Source organism: Streptomyces sp. NPDC094448 (genome assembly GCF_044763775.1).
GTDB lineage: Bacteria > Actinomycetota > Actinomycetes > Streptomycetales > Streptomycetaceae > Streptomyces.
Genome location: NZ_JBIWGU010000003.1, coordinates 336,578 through 353,266, shown reverse-complemented (window position 1 = coordinate 353,266; position 16,689 = coordinate 336,578). Strand labels below are relative to the sequence as shown.

The window sequence follows — 16,689 nt, the reverse complement described above, 5'->3', positions numbered from 1 at the left end:
GAACCGGGGCCGCGCACCCCGGTTTCTCCGCCGCACCCTTCCCCGTACCCGTCCCCAGAAAGGCAGCCCAGGCATGGCACCCAGAGAGACCACCCCGGACGGCGGAAACACGCCGGACACCTCGGTACGGCGCGCGGCGGCCGTGGCGCCCCTGGCGCAGGAACCGGCCGCGGGTCTGTTCCCCACGGCCACGGCCACGGCCGCTGCCGCCGCCGCTGTCGCCGCGACCCCGGATGCCCCTGCCCCGGCGGCCGCACCGCCTGCTGCCGGGGAGCCGGGTTCGTCCGCGGCGCGCTCGGCTGCTGCCCCTGCGGCCGGAGAACCCGCGGCCGGTGTCCCGACGGTGAGCGGCGCCCCCGCGGCCTCCGGCACAACGGCCGCCGCCTCCGCGCCCGCTCCGGCCGCCGCGGCGGGCGCGGAGCCCGGGACCCGGGCCGCGGCCGGGTCCCGCACCGGAGCCGTTTCGGCGGTACGGGCCCGGCTCGCGACGGCGACCCGGGCCGCCGGACCGGGTTCCGGTTCGGGTTCCGGTACGGGAACGGGCGCCGACGGCACTCCGCCGGGACGGCCCAACAAACCGCTGATAGCCGCCGCCGCGCTCGGCGGGCTGGTGCTGATCGCCGTTCCGTTCCTGATCTCCGAAACCTCCGAATCCGACGAGAAGCGGAAGCCCGCGGTCGCCGAAGGACCGCGCGGCAGCCTGATGAACCCCGACGGCTCGGACCCGGGGCTGGTCCCCGGTGAGGAGAGGCTCGACGCGCCCGGCTCCGTCAAGGGCAGTCCGGCGCGGCGCGGCGTGACCCCGGCCGCCGGTGGTACGTCCGGGGCCGCGGGGGGCGGTTCCCCGGCCCTCGCCCCGGTGCCGGGACCCCAGGAGGCGGGCGCCCCTCTCCCCGGGGCCGCCGGAAGCGCGGGAACCGGCACAGCAGTGGGGCCCGCCACCGGAACCGGCGGGAAGAAGGCCCCGGCCGCTCCGGCGGCGGCCGTGAACCCCAAGGCCCCGGCCACCACCCCGGCGAAGAAGCCCCCGGCCGTCCCGGGCACGAAGGCCCCGGCGACGAACACACCGTCGAAGTCCGGCCCGGCCGCCAAGCCGCCCGCCCCGGCCGCTGTCACTTACTCGCACCTCATCGGACCGGGCTGCGACACACCGGGCTTCGCCGCGGGCGGCAGATACGACAGCAAGGGCAAGGACCGCTGGCGCGGCAGCCGCGGCAGCACCACGGGCTACGGTTGCAGCGGCTTCTACTTCAGCGTCCCGATGTCGGACCGGAGCACCGACGACAGCTGGGCGCAGTGGAAGTTCACGACCGGCAAGGTGACGAAGGGCGTCTGCGCGGTCCAGGTGTACATCCCCAACGTCAGGAACATCACCTATGTCGGCGGTAGCCCCGCCTACTACACCGTGTACCGGGCGTTCACCCAGAAGTCCTCCAATGTGCTGGGCACCTTCTCCCTCAACCAGACCTCCCATCTGGGGGGATGGGTGAACGCGGGCAGCTATCGGATCTCCGGCGGAAAGATCTCCGTCGTGCTCGGCAACCGGGGCAGCGATTCGGGCAACCGCCATGCCGCGGCGGCTCCGGTACGGGTCAGCTGCACCGCGTCCTGATGTGACGGGCCCGGGGGTACGGCCCAACGGCCGCACCCCCGGCGCCGGCGGCCCGGTCCGCCGCCGGGGCCGTTGATAGTGTGATCGTCGTGATGGAGCTGGAAGAGGTGGTTCTGACCCCCGGCGAGCGCGCCCGAGGGGCCGACGCCGACAGCGTCGTGTTCAGCATGGACTGGACCGGTGAGGAATCCCCGGGCGAGCTGGCGTCGTTCGTGGCCGGCCGGGTACGGAGCTTCGGAGCGGACCCGGCGGATGTCGACACCGCCGCCGTCTACCGTGCGGCCGAGGCCGATCCGGCCCCGGGGCGTGGTGATTTCCCCGTCCGGCAGCTCGACCATCTCTCCGGTGTGCTCGCCCGGCTCGGCTGCACGCTCCTGGTGTGGGACACCGGGACCGACACCTACGAACTGCTGGTCGCGCTGACCGATGGCCGTGAACCGGCTGGGCTGACACATCACGGCCTCCCGGTGCGGCCCTGGGGTTCGCCTTCCGAGACGGTCCTGATCAGCCTCGACTGCCCGAGTTGCGGCCGGATGGCGGTCTGGGAACTGCCGACGGCCGAAGCGGACCGGGCCCTGGCCGGTGAGCGCTGCGACTGCGGAGCCGCCTTGTTCGACGCGACCGGCCGCCCGCTGCCCGGAGTCACCCTCCACGGCTGAGCCCCCGGACGGCGGCCGGTGCTCAGGGGCGCCGGCCGCCGCCGGGGCCGGAGACCAGGCCGCGCGCGGCACTCAGGGCCTTCGATTCGTCCCCGGTGCCGGTGAGGACACGGAGCGTGTAGACGATCCCTTCGATCCGGACCGGGGTCGAAGGGTCCTCCCGAGGCCCGTCGGGTGCCGTGAGCGCCTCGTACCGGTGGATCAACTCCCGTACGACGTTCGGATCGGGTTCCAGCACCATGGGCCCTCCTCGGGTCCGGTCGCTCTGATCGCCCCCCGGCACCCCTCCGATGCTGCCCCGCGGGCCGCGCCTCCGCACCCGGGCCGGACCGGAATCGTTTCGGAACACTCTTCGGTGGAAAAAGCGAACGCGCCGACCGATTGTTTTCTCTTCGGTGCGGTCATAGGAGAACCGAACGGTCGGAGAATGCTCATTCCTGAGCCGGGGCGATGATCGTACTTGCATGACATGGTGGGCGTGTCGTCCATTTTCTTCTTGTGTCATTTTTTTGACCTTTATTGACTTGTGGTTGTAGCGGGAAATAGCTTGCCGCTTGTTCATTTCTTGGCCCCGGAACGCCTCGCCCTCGATGTGCGCGAGTGAATCCAAGTGGATTTTGAAGATCACCATCGTTCCGGGAGTCCAATCCGATTCAGAACCCCTTTGAAGGGTGCCTGTATGCTGAAAAACAGAAGCCCGCAATGGTCCCCCCGGGCCGTTGTGTTCGACTGCGACGGAACGCTGCTGGACAGCGAAAAGCACTGGATCGACGCCCGGCAGCAAGTGCTGGACGACCATGGAATGGTCCCGGACGAGAAGTTCGCCGACCTGGCCCAAGGGGTCCACTACGCCGAGTGCGGACGGCTCATGGCGACCATGGCGGGCCGGCCCCGGATGGCGGCCGAGCTGACCGACGACCTGCTGCGGGCCTTCCGGGCCCTCGCCTCGGCCACACCCGTCACCTGCCCCGGAGCGCCCGCGCTCGTCGCCTCCGTGGCCGGGGGCCTGCCTCTGGCGGTCGCCAGCAACTGCCCCCAGGATGTCGTCGAGAGCTGCCTGGCGGGCGCCGGTCTGCTGCGGCACTTCCGCCATGTCGTCGTCCCCGGCGGCGCCGTCAGACCCAAACCGGAACCCGACGTCTACGCGGAGGCCGCAGCGCGCTGCGGCGTCGATCCCGGTGAATGCCTCGCCTTCGAGGACTCCCTCTGCGGTATTCGTTCGGCTGTCAGTGCGGGAATTCCCGTCATCGGCATCGGTGAGCGGCCTTCCGCCGAGAGCCGGCAACTGGCGGACGGCTGGGTCTCCTCGCTCGAAGATCCGGAACTCATCGCCTGGGCGGGAGGCTGGGGGTCGGAGAAGCTGAACGGCTGACCGCGGCCGAGGAAACAACGGGGGTCCCGGCAGCGGGCCTTCGGCGGCGCTTTGCGGCCCCGGACCGCCGGTCCGTTCCGGCCGCGTCCCCGCTCCCCGTCGCCGTTCGGAAGGCAATGCCGGAAGCAATCGTGATCACTCCGGGCGGATTCTGTTGATCGTTGGATGAATACGGGTCTGCGCATTTCGCGGACTGTCGGTATCGTGCTCATCGTCGCCGGTTTCCGCCCCGGGCGCCCGGTGCTCCCGCGGTGCGCGGACGGGCGGCCGGACGGCAGTACCGGCAGCGGGCGCGCCCGGCCGAACGGAGGTTCTCCCCATGCGTGGACAGAAGGCGGCGCACCGTCGTCGCCCTCATCCGTTTGGAGGCACGATGAGCTACTTCCTCCCCGACGACGAGGCCGTTCTGACGGCGTGCCGAGGGCTTGCGCTCACCCACCCCGGGATCGGCCTCTGCACCGATCCGCTCTATCTGCTCGCCATCCGCCCCGCGCGCCGGCGACGGGTGGCCCTCGTCGCCGGGGGCGGGGCGGGCCACGAACCCCTGCACACGGGTCTGCTGGGCCGCGGCGGGCTGGACGCCGTCGTCCCCGGGGCGGTGTTCACCTCGCCCGGCAGCGCACAGATCGCCGCCGCCTCCCGGGCCGCCGCCGCGCTCCGCCCCCGGGACGGCGTACTGCACATCGTCAAGAACTACACCGGTGACCGGATCAACTTCGGGCTCGCCGCCGACCAGCTCAGGTCCGCCGGTATCCCCGTGGCCGAGGTCGTCGTCGACGACGACCTCGCCACCGACGCGGTGCCCACGGGGCGGCGGGGCACCGGAGCCGCCGTCGTGGTGGAGAAGCTCCTGGGCGCGCTGGCCGACCGCGGCGCCGACCTCGACGCACTCGCCGAACTCGGCGGCCGGGTCGCCGGGGCCTCCCGCAGCCTCGCCGTCTGCGCCCGGGCCCATACCTCGCCCGCCGGCCGGACGCCCGCGTTCCGGCTCCGCCCGGACGAACTCGACTACGGCATCGGCATCCACGGAGAACGGGCCGCGCACACCGTACGGCCCGGCCCGGTCGGCTCCGTCGTCACCCGGATGCTCGGCCGGCTGCTCGACGCCGTACCGAGCACCGCCCAGGGCGTGACAGCCGTGATATCCGGCCTCGGCGGCACCAGCGAGCTGGAGCTGCGCGCCATCAGCGCGCTGGTCCACCGGGATCTGACCGCCCGGGGCGTCCATGTCCACGCACTGGCCGCCGGGACCTATGTCGCGGCCCTCGACATGGCCGGATTCAGCATCACGCTCACCGCCCTGGAACCGGACTGGGCGAGCCTGTGGGACCACCCGACGGACACCCCGCTGCGGCTGCCCGGGGCCGCCGCGGCGGCAGCCACCACACTGATCCCGCCCGCGGCGGCCACCGCCGTCGACGCGCCGCCCCGACGTGCGGCCGCCCCGGCCGAGGGCAGCCGGGCCTTCCTCGACGAACTCCACCGCATCTGCCTCCGCGCCCACCCCGACCTCACACAACTCGACCAGGCCACCGGCGACGGCGACTTCGGCGACAACTTCTGCGGCGGTGTGGCCGCGGCCGTCCGCCTCGCCGACCAGCAGGGCCTCACCGGCACCAACGCCCTCGCCGAAACCTTCCGCGACCGGGTGGGCGGCTCCAGCGGCCCCCTCTTCGGCGTGCTCTTCACCGCCCTCGCCCCCGGGGCCGACCGCTCCGCCGCCGATGTGCCGGCACTCGCCGGAGCCCTGCGCCGGGCGCTGAACCGCATCACCGCCATCGGCGGCGCCTGCCCCGGCGACTGCACCCTGGTCGATGCCCTCGCCCCCGCGGCCGAGGCGCTGGCCGCCACCGCGCCCGCCGATTCGGGGCGGGCGGTGACCACCGCCGCGCTGGCCGCGATCGGCGGGGCCCACGGCACCGCCGTCCTCACCGCCCGCCGCGGCCGGGCCAGCTATACGGGCGGGCACTCCGCAGGCGTACCGGACCCCGGTGCGGTCGCCGTCGCCCTCGTCCTCACCGCCCTGGCCCGGGTCCACGAACCCCATCTCGCCGGCGACCTCCCCGGACTCCACGCCATCACCCGGGGAGCCGATTCCTTCGCCGCACCGCGGGACGAGACACCGGCCTGAACCCCCGGTCCCCAGGGCCCCGGTCACCCGGGCCACGGACGCCGAGCCCAGGGGCACCGAGCACCCCCGGACAGACCCCCCCCCGGACAGACCCCCCGGACGGACCCCGGACGGCGGGCCTCAGGCGGCGGCCTCGTCGGCACGGCCGTGCTCGATTCCCTCCCGGAGCCGGAGCAGACCGCGTCGCGCGTGGCTCTTCACGGTGCCCAGCGGCAGCCCGGTCCGCTCCGCGATCTGAGCCTGGGTCAGGTCCTCGAAGAAGGCCAGGCACAGCACCTCGCGCTGCCCGCGTGGCAGCCGGGACAGCTCGCCCGTCACGAACATCCGGTCGAGTACGTCGTCCGGCGTGCCTTCCCGGTGCCGCCCGTCGGCGTGGTGGGCCGCCGTGTCGATGAGGTCCAGTCGCCTCGTCCGGGCCGTCAGCGCGTCGATGATCTTGCGGCGGGTGATGCCGACCAGCCAGCCGCCGAGCGGACCCCGCTCCGACCGGTAGCCCTCCCGTCCCCGCCAGGCACCGAGGAACACCTGCTGGGTCACGTCCTCGGCCTCATGCGGATCACCGAGGGAACGGGTGGCCATGGCATGGACGAGGGAACCCCAACGCCGGTAGACGGCGGCGAAGGCGTACTCGTCGGCGGCGAGCAGACCACGGGCGAGTTCGTCCTCGCAGCAGAACTCCCGCACGGCCGGGGGCCGGGCGTCCGCGTATCGGGTCTCGGGGGACATGGCGTTCTCCTCCTGCCGTCTGCGCCTGCCGCGCCGGAAGCCGCCGCGGACCTCGCACCGGGACCGCGCCCGTGCCTCGGCCGTTTCGTCCGGTGGAGTCTGGTCAAGGAGATCCGACGCACACAACACGCGTCGTTTGTGCGTCGTAAGCTGAAGCGTGGACGTGACCGAGGGCGGCGACGGAGCCGCCGGACGGACCGGTGGGGGGCTGACGACCGGCGAGGTGGCGCGGCGCCTCGGAGTCGCGCCGACGACGATCCGCTCCTGGGACCGCCGCTACGGACTCGGCCCCGCCGTCCGCACCGGCGGCCGGCACCGCCGCTGGACCCCCGGGGATCTGGCGCTGCTGGAACGCATGTGCGCCCTGACCGCGACCGGGCTCCCGCCCGCCGAAGCCGCCCGCCTCGCCCTCGGCGGACCGGAACCGCGCCCGCTCCCGGCCGGTGAAGGCGCCGCCCGGATCCCCCGCCCGGCGACCCCCGACCGCCCGGCCGCCGGAGCGGGCCCCCGGCCCGGATCCTTACGCAGGCAGTGCAAGGGAGTCGCCCGGGCGGCCCTGCGCCTCGACGCCGCAGCCCTCGACCGGCTGCTGAACACCGCGATCGAGGAACACGGCCTGGTCACGGCCTGGACCGAGGTGATCGTGCCGACGCTGCAGGCCGTCGGCCGCAGATGGGAGCGGTACGGACAGCGGTACGTGGCGGTGGAACACTTCCTGTCCTGGCATGTGTCCGGCGCGCTGCGGCGCCATACGCCACCGGCCGTGTCCGATCGCGCCGGTGCCACCACGGTGCTCGCCTGCGCACCGGCCGAGAATCACACCCTCCCGCTCGAAGTACTGGCCGCGGCCCTGGCCGAACAGGGTCTTCCGGTACGTATGTTCGGCGGCGGGCTCCCCGTCGACTCCCTCGTGTCCGCCGTACGGAGGACCGGTCCGGCCGTCGTGGGGCTCTGGGCACAGTCGCGTACCACCGCAAGCCGGCCACTGGCACAGCACGTCTCCGCGATCGAGTGGGGTGTCAGGGGCGCCCGCCGCAGACCGGTGGTGCTGACACTGGGCCCCGGCTGGGCCGGACTGACCATGCCGGACCTGCCGCACCCGCCGGGCCTTGCGGAGGCCGTGGCGGTGGTCCGGTCGGCCGTGTCCAGGTGAGATGACACCGCCTCCCGGGTACGCACACGTGGTGGTGCCTGGCATCGCCCGCACGAACGTGCTCTGGTGAATGCCGTGTCCCCACGGTTCCGCCGCCCGCGGGCCGGGTCCCTCCCCGTACCGCCGGGGCCCGGCCCACGGCCGGCGAACCGGACGGAAATCATCCGGTAGCGCATCCACGGGCCGCCGCCGCGCGGAAGAGACGGTGAAGAGGAACGGCCGATGAGCCGCCCCGCCACAAGGAGCTGACGGTGAATCAGAACGGCCCGGCCCCATCGACACCCGCAGGGAGCGGACCCTGCGCCCTCCCAGCGGCCTCCGTCGCCGGTCCGCCGGGCACGGCGGCCCAACCACCGCGCACGGCTCCCGGTCCGCCCCGTACGGCTCCGGCTGTGAGCCCCGCCGCCCGGCGGCGCACCCGGTGAGCCGGGAACCCCGCACCCCCGGACCCCCGGACGACGTGGTCATCGTCGGCGGGGGCGCCGCCGGACTCGCCCTCGCCCACCGGCTGGCCGCATCCGGCCCCCCGTCCGTCACCCTCGTCGACGCCCCCGAAGGCCCGCTGCGGCCTCCCGAACGGACCTGGTGCTACTGGGCCCGGCGCCCCGGCGACTTCGACGATCTCGACGAAGCGGTCACCGCCTCCTGGTCCCGGCTCCGTGTGCACGGCACCGACGGCCGCGCGATCACCGTGGACCCCGCCCCGCTGACGTACCGCATGCTCCGCTCCCCGGACTTCGAACGGCTCGTGCACTCCCGGCTCGCCCGTTCCCCCGGCGTACGCGTCGTCCGCGCGACCGCCGACACGGTGCGCCGGACGTCCGACGGCGCGGAGGTACGCTGCACGACGCCCGACGGCCGCACCCTCTCGCTCCGTGCCCGGTACGTCTTCGACTCCCGCCCGAGACACCCCGTGCCACCCGCCAGGACCCGGCTCGTCCAGCACTTCCGCGGCTGGTTCGTCCGCACCGCCACGGAACGTTTCGACCCCGCGGTCGCCGATCTGATGGACTTCCGCGTCCCCCAGCCGCGCCACGGGCTCGCCTTCGGCTACGTACTGCCCCTGGCACCGGACCGGGCCCTCGTCGAATACACCGAGTTCTCCCGCACTCCGCTGACCGCCGCGGGCTACGACGCGGCACTGACCCACTACGGCCGCGATGTCCTGGCGCTCGGCGCGTACACCGTGGAATCGGCCGAGCAGGGCGCCATCCCCATGACCGACGCGCGCTTCGACCACCGGGCGGGACCTTCCGTCTTCCGGATCGGCACCGCGGGCGGGGCGACCCGTCCGGCGACCGGATACACCTTCGCCGCCGTACAGCGGCAGAGCCGGGCCGTCGCCGCCTCCCTCCGCGCGGGCCGCGCGACCGTACCCCCGCCGCACGGGCGGCGCGCCCTCGCTATGGACGCCGTCCTGCTGCGAGCCCTGGACACCGGACGGATCAACGGCCCCGACTTCTTCACCACCCTGTTCCGCCGCGTCCCGCCGGAGCGTCTGCTGCGCTTCCTCGACGGCGGCACCTCGCCCCGGGAGGAGTGGTGCATCGGCCTGCGGACCCCCGTCCGCGCCATGCTCCGCACCGCCCTCGAACTGCCCTTCCTGCCCCGCCGTTCACCCTTCGCCCCGCACACCGGAGAAGGCCACCGATGACACTCCTGCGCGACCACGACCTGGCACGCGCCTTCGACCACGCCGCGCACACCTACGACCGGCTCACGGCCCTCAACCCCGGCTACCGCACCGACCTCCTGCGTTCGGCGCGCCGCCTCCGGCTGCCCCGGGACGGCGCCGGTCTCCATCTGCTGGACCTCGGCTGCGGCACCGGCGCCTCCACCGAAGCCCTGGTACGGGCCGCGCCACGGGCCCGGATCACGGCCGTCGACGCCTCGCCGGGGATGCTGCGGCACGCGCTGGCCAAACCGTGGCCCGCCCGGGTGCGCTTCCGGCATCTGACCGCGGAGGAAGCGGCGACCACCGCCGGTGAACCGTACGACGCCGTCTTCGCCGCCTACCTGTTCCGCAACGTCACCGACCCGGACGGCGTCCTCGCGACCGTCCGCTCCCTCCTGCGGCCGGGCGGCCGGCTCGCCGTCCACGAGTACAGCCTCAGCGGCTCCGCCGTCCACCGCGCCCTGTGGACCGCCGTATGCCACGGCCTGATCATCCCCGCGGGCACCCTCGCCGGGGACCGCGCCCTCTACCGCCACCTGTGGCGCAGCGTCCTCGGCTTCGACACCGCCCCGGCCTTCGCCGAACGGCTGGCGGGCGCGGGGTTCTCCGGCGTACGCACCGCGCCCGTCGCGGGCTGGCAGACCGGCATCGTCCACACCTTCCTGGCCCGCAACGGCGCCGCCGCCCCGCATCCGGAGGGCGCCCGGTGAGCAGCCCCCGGCAGACGGCCCGGCAGACGGCCCGGAAGACGGCCCGGCGGGGCCGCGACCGCAGGGCCGAAATCCTGATCCCGGTACGGGGCCGGGAACGCTTCGCCCCGGACGACGCGCCCGCCGTCGCCGTGGTGGGCGGCGGTATCGCGGGCCTGGCCGCCGCCACCCTGCTGGCCGAACGGGGCGCCCGGGTCACGCTCTACGAACGGGAGGAGTCCCTCGGCGGACGGGTCGCGGGCCGGAGCACCCGTCTCTCCGACGGGTCGCGGGTGACCATGAGCCGCGGTTTCCACGCCTTCTTCCGCCAGTACTACAACCTGCGCGGCCTGTTGCGGCGGACCGACCCCGGCCTCGAACGCCTCCGGCCCCTCCCCGACTATCCGCTGCGGCACAGCGGCGGGATGACCGACAGCTTCGCCCGGGTCCCGCGGACACCACCGCTCAGCGCGCTCGGATTCGTCGCCCTCAGCCCGAGCTTCGGCTGGCGGGATCTCGCGGGCATGGACGCCCGCGCGGCGCTGCCGCTCCTCGACGTCCGGGTGCCCGAGGTCTACGAACGCTTCGACCATATGAGCGCGACCGCGTTCCTCGACCGCGTCCGGTTCCCCGCGGCCGCACACCATCTGGCGTTCGAGGTGTTCTCGCGCAGCTTCTTCGCGGACCCCCGTGAACTGTCCGCCGCGGAACTGCTGCTGATGTTCCACATCTACTTCCTCGGCTCCTCCGAGGGCCTGCTGTTCGACGTGCCCACCGAGCCCTTCCCCCAGGCGCTGTGGGAGCCCCTCGGCGACTACCTCCGCCGGCTCGGAACGGATCTCCGCACCGGCACCCCGGTCCACCGCGTCCACCCCGTCCGCAGCGCCGACGGAGCGGGAGTGACCGTACGGACGGACCACGGCACCGACCGGTACGACGGCGCGGTACTGGCCCTCGACCCCGGCGCCCTGCGCGGGCTGGTCGCCGCGTCGCCCGGCCTCGGCACCCCGGCCTGGCGCGACGCCGTCGACACCCTGAGGACGGCGCCGCCGTTCCTCGTCTCCCGGCTCTGGCTGGACCGGCCGGTCCGCGCCGACCGGCCCGGCTTCCTCGGCACCAGCGGCTACGACGGCCTCGACAACATCAGTGTCCTCGACCGCTACGAGGGGGAGGCCGCCCGCTGGGCCGCCCGCGGCGGCGGCGCGGTGGTGGAACTCCACGCCTACGCCGTGCCCCCGGGCGCGCCACCGGAACAGGTGCAGACCCGTCTCGTGGAGAGTCTGCACCGGGTGTACCCGGAGACACGGGAAGCACGGACGGTGGACGTCCGGCACGAATGGCGCTCCGACTGCCCGCTCTTCCCGATCGGCTCCCACTCCCGGCGGCCGGGTGTGTCGACCCCCCATCCGGCGGTGACCCTGGCCGGGGACGCAATCCGCTGCGACCTCCCGGTGGCCCTGATGGAACGCGCGGCCACCACGGGGTTCCTGGCCGCCGGAATCCTGCTCGCCGGGTGGGGGATCCGGGGGCAGACGCTGTGGACCGTTCCCCGGGCCGGCCGCCTCCGCGCGCTGCGGGCGCTGGGCGGACCGGCCGTGCGGTGACAGCCCCGGCGCCGACGGGACGAGCCGTTGCGGGGCAGCGCCGAGGGCAGCAGGGTCCCGTACCCTCGGCCGGCCTTCCGCGTACCCGGCCCGGAGCCGCCCGGGGTCACCCGGCACCCGGCCCGTAGCCGCCCGGACCCGCGCAGCACCGGGCCGGGAACCAGCAGCCCCACCGGCGGGGCCCCGGTCGGCTCACCCCGGGAAGCGCCCCGTGCTCCGCAGCTCCCACCGGCGCTCCGCGTAGGCCAGATCGTCGTGCCACAGCCGCCCGGCCGTCCGGCGCATCAGCGGACGGAGCACGGGCGCCGCGGCCCGCGCCAGGGCGAAACCGCGCCGTCCTGATGCGGCGACGACCGCTTCGACCACGGCGGTACGCGGCCGTTCCGCCGACTCCGCGGTCAAGGGCGTCGCATGGGTCTCGACCACCGACGACGCCCCCTCGCCCTCCGTGATCCGCATGACCACCGTCCGGGGTCCCGGAGCGGTGAACTCCGCCCGGACGGGCACCACCAGACGCCCGGTCACCCGGAACGACACCTCCACGACGAAGGCGTCGTCCTCCTCGCCCCGCGGCGGCCGGGCCACGGTGAGGTCCGTGAACGCATAGGGGTGGAACCACGAGCCGTGCCACGGGTCGAGCCGGTTGGCGACCACGTCCTCCGGCTCGCACCGGCCGACGGCCGTGAAGACGGCGTCCACGCCCGTACCCGCCTCCGGACGCACCGGCACGACGGGACGCTCCGTGGGCTCCTCGCCGCAGACCGCGTCCAGCCGGACCCACACCAGCACACCGTCGTCGTGGACCGGGTACGGCTCCCACCCGGCGAACGCCCGGCCGTCCAGGGCCAGCCCGTGCCAGTGGCAGACCAGTGTCCCGCAGACCACCCGGCTCTCCCGCAGGGGCGCCCCGAGATGCGGACAGCTGCCGGGACCCGCGTGCAGCTCACCGCCGTCCGACCGCCACAGGACGACCTCGGTACCGCCCACCGTTCTGCCGTAAGGGCGGTCTCCCGCCCGGACCGCGCGGGAGGCGCCGACCACGAACCAGTTCCCCGACGGCCGTGCCGACGCCCGTTTGAGCGCACCGGCGATCACCGCCGGGCGGGCCTCGCGCCAGGTCGCCGCCTGGGCCGCCCAGTCCGGCGTACGCCGCAGCCGCAGAGGGGCCGTCCAACCGCCCCGCTTCCCCCGGCCGGTCATGTCACGGGCCCCTTCCCCTGGAGTTCCGCACGGCCCGCGGGCGCGGGCCGATACCCGGTCCTGGCGGTCCGGCGGGCACGGGCGATCTGGAGCAGACCGGTCGCCGCCACGGCCGCCCGCCGCCGCCGGGACACCGCCGCCCGGCGGTGGAGCACCGCGTACCCCTGGTCCGCGATCGCGTCGAGAATGCCGCCGTAGAGGGTGAAAGCGGTACGGATACAGGGACGCGTCCGCGGGTCGAGCATCCCGATGCCCGGTTCCGCCTCTCCGTACACCCTCCTGGCCAGAGCCTCCGCGGCGACCAGGGCCGAACGGATCCGCGGGTCGGCACGGCCCGTCCGGCGGCTCCACTCCAGCAGCGGCCGGTCCACACCGTGCGCGGCGAGCAGATCCGCCGGCAGATACACCCGGCCCCGGTCCAGATCCTCGCCCACGTCCCGGAGGAAGTTGGTGAGCTGGAAGGCGACGCCCAGGGCCGCCGCGTGCGGTGCCGCCTCCTCGCGGTCCACGACCGTGCCGAGGACCGGCAGCATCTGCAGCCCGATCACCGCGGCCGAGCCGTGCATATAGGCCCTCAGATCGGCATAGGTCGGATAGTCCGTGATGTGGAGGTCGCTGCGCATCGAGGCCAGGAAGTCCGTGAACAGGGTGTGCTCGATGCCGTACCGTTCGGCGGTGTCCGCCACGGCCCTGACCACCGGTTCCCCGCCGCCTCCGGTCCGCAGCCCGTGCGCGAGGTCGCTCTCCAGGGACCGCAGCAGCCGGTCCCGTTCCACCGGGGTACGGCGCCGGTCGAGGTCGTCCACGATGTCGTCGGCCCAGCGGGCGAAGCCGTACAGGGCATGTACGGCGGACCGGCGCTCCACCGGGAGCAGCCGGGTCGCCAGGAAGTAGCTCCTGCCGTGGCGGGCGTTGAGCCGGCGGCATTCGGTGTAGGCGGCGCGCAGGGCGGGGCCGGTGACACCCGCGGCATCCAGTTCACGACGGGTCATGGGCGCCTTCCGCGGACGGTGCGGGGAGCCGCGCGCCGTGCGGTGCGGGACCCTTCTGCGGGCGGCGGCCCCTCGGGGCCCCGCCGGTGATGCGGGCGGCCGCGAGTTTGCCGCTGACGAGGACCGTCGGCACCCCGACGCCCGGAGTCGTGCCGCAGCCCGCCAGGACGACGTTCTCCGCCCCGCGCACCAGATTGCGCGGGCGGAACGGGCCGGTCTGGGCGAAGGTGTGGGAGACCGAGAAGGGGCTGCCCGCGGTATGCCCCCGTGCCGTCCAGTCCACCGGCGTCACCAGCAGCTCCTCCTGGATACCGGCCGCGAACCCGTCGAGTCCCCGGCGCTCCAGCTCGGCGATCAGGCGGTCGCGGTAGCGCGGCCCCAGATCACGCCACTGCGCGGCGGAGGGACCCACGTCGGTGTTGGGGCAGGGCGCCAGCACGTAGTGCAGATGCCGGCCGGGCGGCGCCAGGCCGGGATCGTGTGCCGTCGGCCGGGTGATCAGCAGCGAGGGGTCGCTCATGAGCCGCCCCGAACGGGTCAGTTCGTCGAACGTGCTCTCCCAGGCGGCGCCGAACGACAGGGTGTGGTGGGCGAGGTCCGGCCAGGTGCGGTCGGTTCCCGCGTGCAGGACGACGGCCGAAGGGGAGTGGCGCAGCCGCACCGGGCGTTTCGGGGCGCGCCCCAGGAGGCTGTACGCGGCGGGCAGTTCGCACGTCAGCACCACGGCGTCGCAGGCGATCCGTTCGCCCGAGGCCAGCCGTACGGCACGGACCCGGTCGCCCGGCCGTTCGAGCCCGGTCACCTCGGCCGACCAGTGGAACCGGGCGCCCGCCCGCTCCGCGGCTTCGGCCATCCCGCGGGGCAGCGCGTGCATCCCGCCCTTCGGGAACCAGACGCCCGCCACCGTGTCCATATAGGCGATCACGGCATAGGCCGCGAGGGCCCCGGCCGGGGCCACACCGGCGTACAGGGACTGGAAGGAGAACACACGGCGCAGCCGCGGATCGGTCAGATAGCGGCCGATCCGCCGGTCCAGCCGGCCGAAACCGCCCAGCGCCGCCAGCCGGGCCAGATCCGGATGCAGCAGCGCGAACGGCGAGTCGAAGTTCGTGTCGATGAACCGGCGCATCTGGGCCCGGTACAGCCGTTCCAGCCACTGCCGCAGCGCCCGGTAGCCTGCCGCTTCCGCCGGTCCCGCGAACCGTCTGACCTCGTCCTCCATCGCCTCGCCCGCGGTGTGGACGTCGAGGGAGGTGCCGTCCGCGAAACGCGCGCGGTAGGCCGGGTGCAGAGCCGTCAGTTCGATATGGCGGTCGAGGCTGTCGCCGACGGCGGCGAACGCCTCGTCGGCCAGATGCGGCATGGTCAGCACCGTCGGACCGGTGTCGATCCGGTACCCGCCGAGCCGGACCCGGCCCGCCCGGCCGCCGGGCGTGTCGTCCCGTTCGACGACCGTCACCCGGCGGCCCGCGCCCAGCAGATGCAGCGCACAGGAGAGACCGGACAGTCCGGCGCCGACGACGACCACATGATCGGTGGCTCCGGGTACCGTCCTCATGCCGCCTCCCCGGTCCGCCGCGGGGCGGTGCCGCACGCCCGCTCGACCAGGGCCGTGAATTCCCGCCGTACGACGGGATCCGCACCGGTCCGGTCGAAGTGGTCCAGGCCGGTCAGGGCCAGTTCCGCGATCTTCGCGCCGACGGCGGCCCGCGCCCCGGTACGCTCCAGCGCCGCGCGCATCCGGCGCACGTCCTCGTCGGACGCGCGGGGCGCGCCGGGGGCGAGCGCGTCCGACGACTCCCGGTCGCCGGAGGCCTCGGCGAGCCGGGAGCCGACCGCCAGCAGATAGGTGAGCTTGCGCGTCCGCAGGTCGTCGTCCGCGGGCTTGCCCGTCACGGCGGGGTCGCCGAAGGCGCCGATGAGGTCGTCGCGGAGCTGGAAGGCGAGTCCGGCGCACCGCCCGGCGGCGCACAGGGCTTCCCGGACGGGGGCTTCGGCTCCGGCCAGGGCCGCACCCAGGGCGAGCGGGCGCTCCACCGTGTACAGGGCGCTTTTGAGGGTGGCCACGGTCACCGCCTCGTCGACGCCGGACGCCCCGGTGGCCTGCGCATGCAGGTCCCGGTACTGTCCGGCGACCATCTCCTCCCGTACGGCCCGCCACTCGCGGTGCAGTTGCGGGCCGTACGGAGAGCCGAGCGCGGTCTCGGTGAGCAGATCGTCCGCCCAGGCCAGGGCGAGATCACCGGCGAGTACGGCCGCGGAGGTCCCGAACTCCGCGGACGGGCCCGCCATCCGTGCGGCCCCGTGCAGACGGGAGAGTTCCACGTGTACCGCCGGGGCGCCGCGGCGCAGCGGCGACCCGTCCATCACATCGTCGTGGATCAGGGCGCCCGCCTGGAGGAGTTCGAGGGCGGCGCCCGTGCGCAGCACCGGGGTGACGTCCCCCGAACCGCCGGCGGCCCGCCAACCGCACCAGGCGAACGCGGCGCGCAGCCGTTTTCCGCCGCGGAGCGCCAGCGATGCGACACGGCCGGCGATGTCATGGGCGAAGACCGGATCCGTTTCGCGGGCCCGGTGCAGTGCCTCGTCGAGGATGCGCCCGAGTTCCGTCTCGACGGCACGGGTCGCATCACGGGCGGTGAGCGGGCCGTCCGCCGTCCCGACGGTGCCGGCGTCGGCGGGCCGCAGTCCCAGCATGCACACCCCTATCTCCCTGATGTTCACCTGTACACCAGTTCTTCGGGCGAGTGCCCCGGTACGGATGCGCTGATTCCTGCCCGGTGCGGGTGCGGCCCTGTCGACGGTCACTCCACCGGTCCACCGGCTCCGCCCGGATACCACGCCGGACCGTCGGCAGACGGGTGCGGCGGGCGGGG

General features: G+C 74.3%; 14 protein-coding genes. 8 read left to right on the top strand and 6 right to left on the bottom strand.

The window, feature by feature from the left end; all coding sequences use genetic code 11:
* The first annotated feature begins 73 nt into the window (after positions 1 to 73).
* Both ACIQ9E_RS07705 and ACIQ9E_RS07700 read left to right on the top strand, forming a co-directional pair.
* Positions 74 to 1,612 carry a hypothetical protein gene (locus ACIQ9E_RS07705; RefSeq protein WP_403703532.1) on the top strand — a complete coding sequence of 513 codons (1,539 nt, stop codon included), beginning with the start codon at positions 74 to 76 and terminating at the stop codon, positions 1,610 to 1,612.
* A 92-nt stretch (positions 1,613 to 1,704) separates the two neighbouring features.
* Complete coding sequence (locus ACIQ9E_RS07700) at positions 1,705 to 2,271, top strand: hypothetical protein (protein ID WP_403704052.1); 567 nt, start codon at positions 1,705 to 1,707, stop codon at positions 2,269 to 2,271.
* A gap of 22 nt (positions 2,272 to 2,293) precedes the next feature.
* On the opposite strand, the gene ACIQ9E_RS07695 is transcribed toward ACIQ9E_RS07700, so the two are convergent.
* Complete coding sequence (locus ACIQ9E_RS07695) at positions 2,294 to 2,512, bottom strand: DUF5133 domain-containing protein (RefSeq protein ID WP_403703529.1); 219 nt, start codon at positions 2,510 to 2,512, stop codon at positions 2,294 to 2,296.
* A 438-nt stretch (positions 2,513 to 2,950) separates the two neighbouring features.
* On the opposite strand from ACIQ9E_RS07695, the gene ACIQ9E_RS07690 reads away from it, so the two are divergent.
* Together ACIQ9E_RS07690 and ACIQ9E_RS07685 are read left to right on the top strand one after the other, a co-directional pair.
* Positions 2,951 to 3,643, top strand: coding sequence for an HAD family hydrolase (locus tag ACIQ9E_RS07690; RefSeq protein ID WP_403703526.1), 693 nt, complete (start codon positions 2,951 to 2,953; stop codon positions 3,641 to 3,643).
* A gap of 373 nt (positions 3,644 to 4,016) precedes the next feature.
* On the top strand, positions 4,017 to 5,774 hold the full coding sequence (locus ACIQ9E_RS07685; RefSeq protein WP_403703524.1) for a dihydroxyacetone kinase subunit DhaK: 1,758 nt from the start codon (positions 4,017 to 4,019) through the stop codon (positions 5,772 to 5,774).
* A gap of 120 nt (positions 5,775 to 5,894) precedes the next feature.
* Here the strand turns inward: ACIQ9E_RS07685 and ACIQ9E_RS07680 are convergent, their stop codons facing one another.
* A complete protein-coding gene (locus ACIQ9E_RS07680; protein ID WP_403703522.1) occupies positions 5,895 to 6,500 on the bottom strand; it encodes a sigma-70 family RNA polymerase sigma factor in 606 nt (201 codons plus the stop codon).
* Positions 6,501 to 6,657: 157 nt separating this feature from the next.
* Here ACIQ9E_RS07680 and ACIQ9E_RS07675 point away from each other — a divergent pair, with 157 nt between their 5' ends.
* The 4 genes from ACIQ9E_RS07675 to ACIQ9E_RS07660 all read left to right on the top strand — a co-directional run bounded on the left by ACIQ9E_RS07675 (position 6,658) and on the right by ACIQ9E_RS07660 (position 11,621).
* Positions 6,658 to 7,653 (top strand): MerR family transcriptional regulator, encoded by a 996-nt coding sequence (locus ACIQ9E_RS07675; RefSeq protein ID WP_403703519.1) that lies wholly within the window; start codon positions 6,658 to 6,660, stop codon positions 7,651 to 7,653.
* A 421-nt stretch (positions 7,654 to 8,074) separates the two neighbouring features.
* A complete protein-coding gene (locus ACIQ9E_RS07670; protein WP_403703516.1) occupies positions 8,075 to 9,307 on the top strand; it encodes a lycopene cyclase family protein in 1,233 nt (410 codons plus the stop codon).
* On the top strand, positions 9,304 to 10,038 hold the full coding sequence (locus ACIQ9E_RS07665; RefSeq protein WP_403703513.1) for a methyltransferase: 735 nt from the start codon (positions 9,304 to 9,306) through the stop codon (positions 10,036 to 10,038). The genes ACIQ9E_RS07670 and ACIQ9E_RS07665 overlap by 4 nt, the downstream gene beginning before the upstream one ends.
* The gene (locus tag ACIQ9E_RS07660) at positions 10,035 to 11,621 is read left to right on the top strand and encodes an FAD-dependent oxidoreductase (RefSeq protein WP_403703510.1); all 1,587 of its coding nucleotides are present in this window, start codon (positions 10,035 to 10,037) and stop codon (positions 11,619 to 11,621) included. Before ACIQ9E_RS07665 ends, ACIQ9E_RS07660 begins: the two co-directional genes overlap by 4 nt.
* A gap of 192 nt (positions 11,622 to 11,813) precedes the next feature.
* On the opposite strand, the gene ACIQ9E_RS07655 is transcribed toward ACIQ9E_RS07660, so the two are convergent.
* Genes ACIQ9E_RS07655 through ACIQ9E_RS07640 form a run of 4 tightly spaced genes read right to left on the bottom strand, consistent with a single transcriptional unit; the run spans position 11,814 to position 16,510 of the window.
* Entirely contained in the window at positions 11,814 to 12,821 is a 1,008-nt protein-coding gene (locus ACIQ9E_RS07655) for a DUF5914 domain-containing protein (protein ID WP_403703507.1), read from the bottom strand.
* A complete protein-coding gene (locus ACIQ9E_RS07650) occupies positions 12,818 to 13,813 on the bottom strand; it encodes a phytoene/squalene synthase family protein (RefSeq protein ID WP_403703504.1) in 996 nt (331 codons plus the stop codon). The genes ACIQ9E_RS07655 and ACIQ9E_RS07650 overlap by 4 nt, the downstream gene beginning before the upstream one ends.
* Positions 13,800 to 15,371, bottom strand: coding sequence for a phytoene desaturase family protein (crtI, locus tag ACIQ9E_RS07645; protein ID WP_403703501.1), 1,572 nt, complete (start codon positions 15,369 to 15,371; stop codon positions 13,800 to 13,802). Before crtI ends, ACIQ9E_RS07650 begins: the two co-directional genes overlap by 14 nt.
* Complete coding sequence (locus tag ACIQ9E_RS07640; RefSeq protein ID WP_403704049.1) at positions 15,368 to 16,510, bottom strand: polyprenyl synthetase family protein; 1,143 nt, start codon at positions 16,508 to 16,510, stop codon at positions 15,368 to 15,370. The genes crtI and ACIQ9E_RS07640 overlap by 4 nt, the downstream gene beginning before the upstream one ends.
* Positions 16,511 to 16,689 lie beyond the last annotated feature (179 nt).

Excerpts from the sequence above, each read along its gene's own strand:
- ACIQ9E_RS07705 (WP_403703532.1), top strand. The coding sequence starts at position 74 with ATGGCACCCAGAGAGACCACCCCGGACGGCGGAAACACGCCGGACACC.
- ACIQ9E_RS07700 (WP_403704052.1), top strand. The coding sequence starts at position 1,705 with ATGGAGCTGGAAGAGGTGGTTCTGACCCCCGGCGAGCGCGCCCGAGGG.
- ACIQ9E_RS07695 (WP_403703529.1), bottom strand. The coding sequence starts at position 2,512 with ATGGTGCTGGAACCCGATCCGAACGTCGTACGGGAGTTGATCCACCGG.
- ACIQ9E_RS07690 (WP_403703526.1), top strand. The coding sequence starts at position 2,951 with ATGCTGAAAAACAGAAGCCCGCAATGGTCCCCCCGGGCCGTTGTGTTC.
- ACIQ9E_RS07685 (WP_403703524.1), top strand. The coding sequence starts at position 4,017 with ATGAGCTACTTCCTCCCCGACGACGAGGCCGTTCTGACGGCGTGCCGA.
- ACIQ9E_RS07680 (WP_403703522.1), bottom strand. The coding sequence starts at position 6,500 with ATGTCCCCCGAGACCCGATACGCGGACGCCCGGCCCCCGGCCGTGCGG.
- ACIQ9E_RS07665 (WP_403703513.1), top strand. The coding sequence starts at position 9,304 with ATGACACTCCTGCGCGACCACGACCTGGCACGCGCCTTCGACCACGCC.
- ACIQ9E_RS07655 (WP_403703507.1), bottom strand. The coding sequence starts at position 12,821 with ATGACCGGCCGGGGGAAGCGGGGCGGTTGGACGGCCCCTCTGCGGCTG.
- ACIQ9E_RS07650 (WP_403703504.1), bottom strand. The coding sequence starts at position 13,813 with ATGACCCGTCGTGAACTGGATGCCGCGGGTGTCACCGGCCCCGCCCTG.
- crtI (WP_403703501.1), bottom strand. The coding sequence starts at position 15,371 with ATGAGGACGGTACCCGGAGCCACCGATCATGTGGTCGTCGTCGGCGCC.
- ACIQ9E_RS07640 (WP_403704049.1), bottom strand. The coding sequence starts at position 16,510 with ATGCTGGGACTGCGGCCCGCCGACGCCGGCACCGTCGGGACGGCGGAC.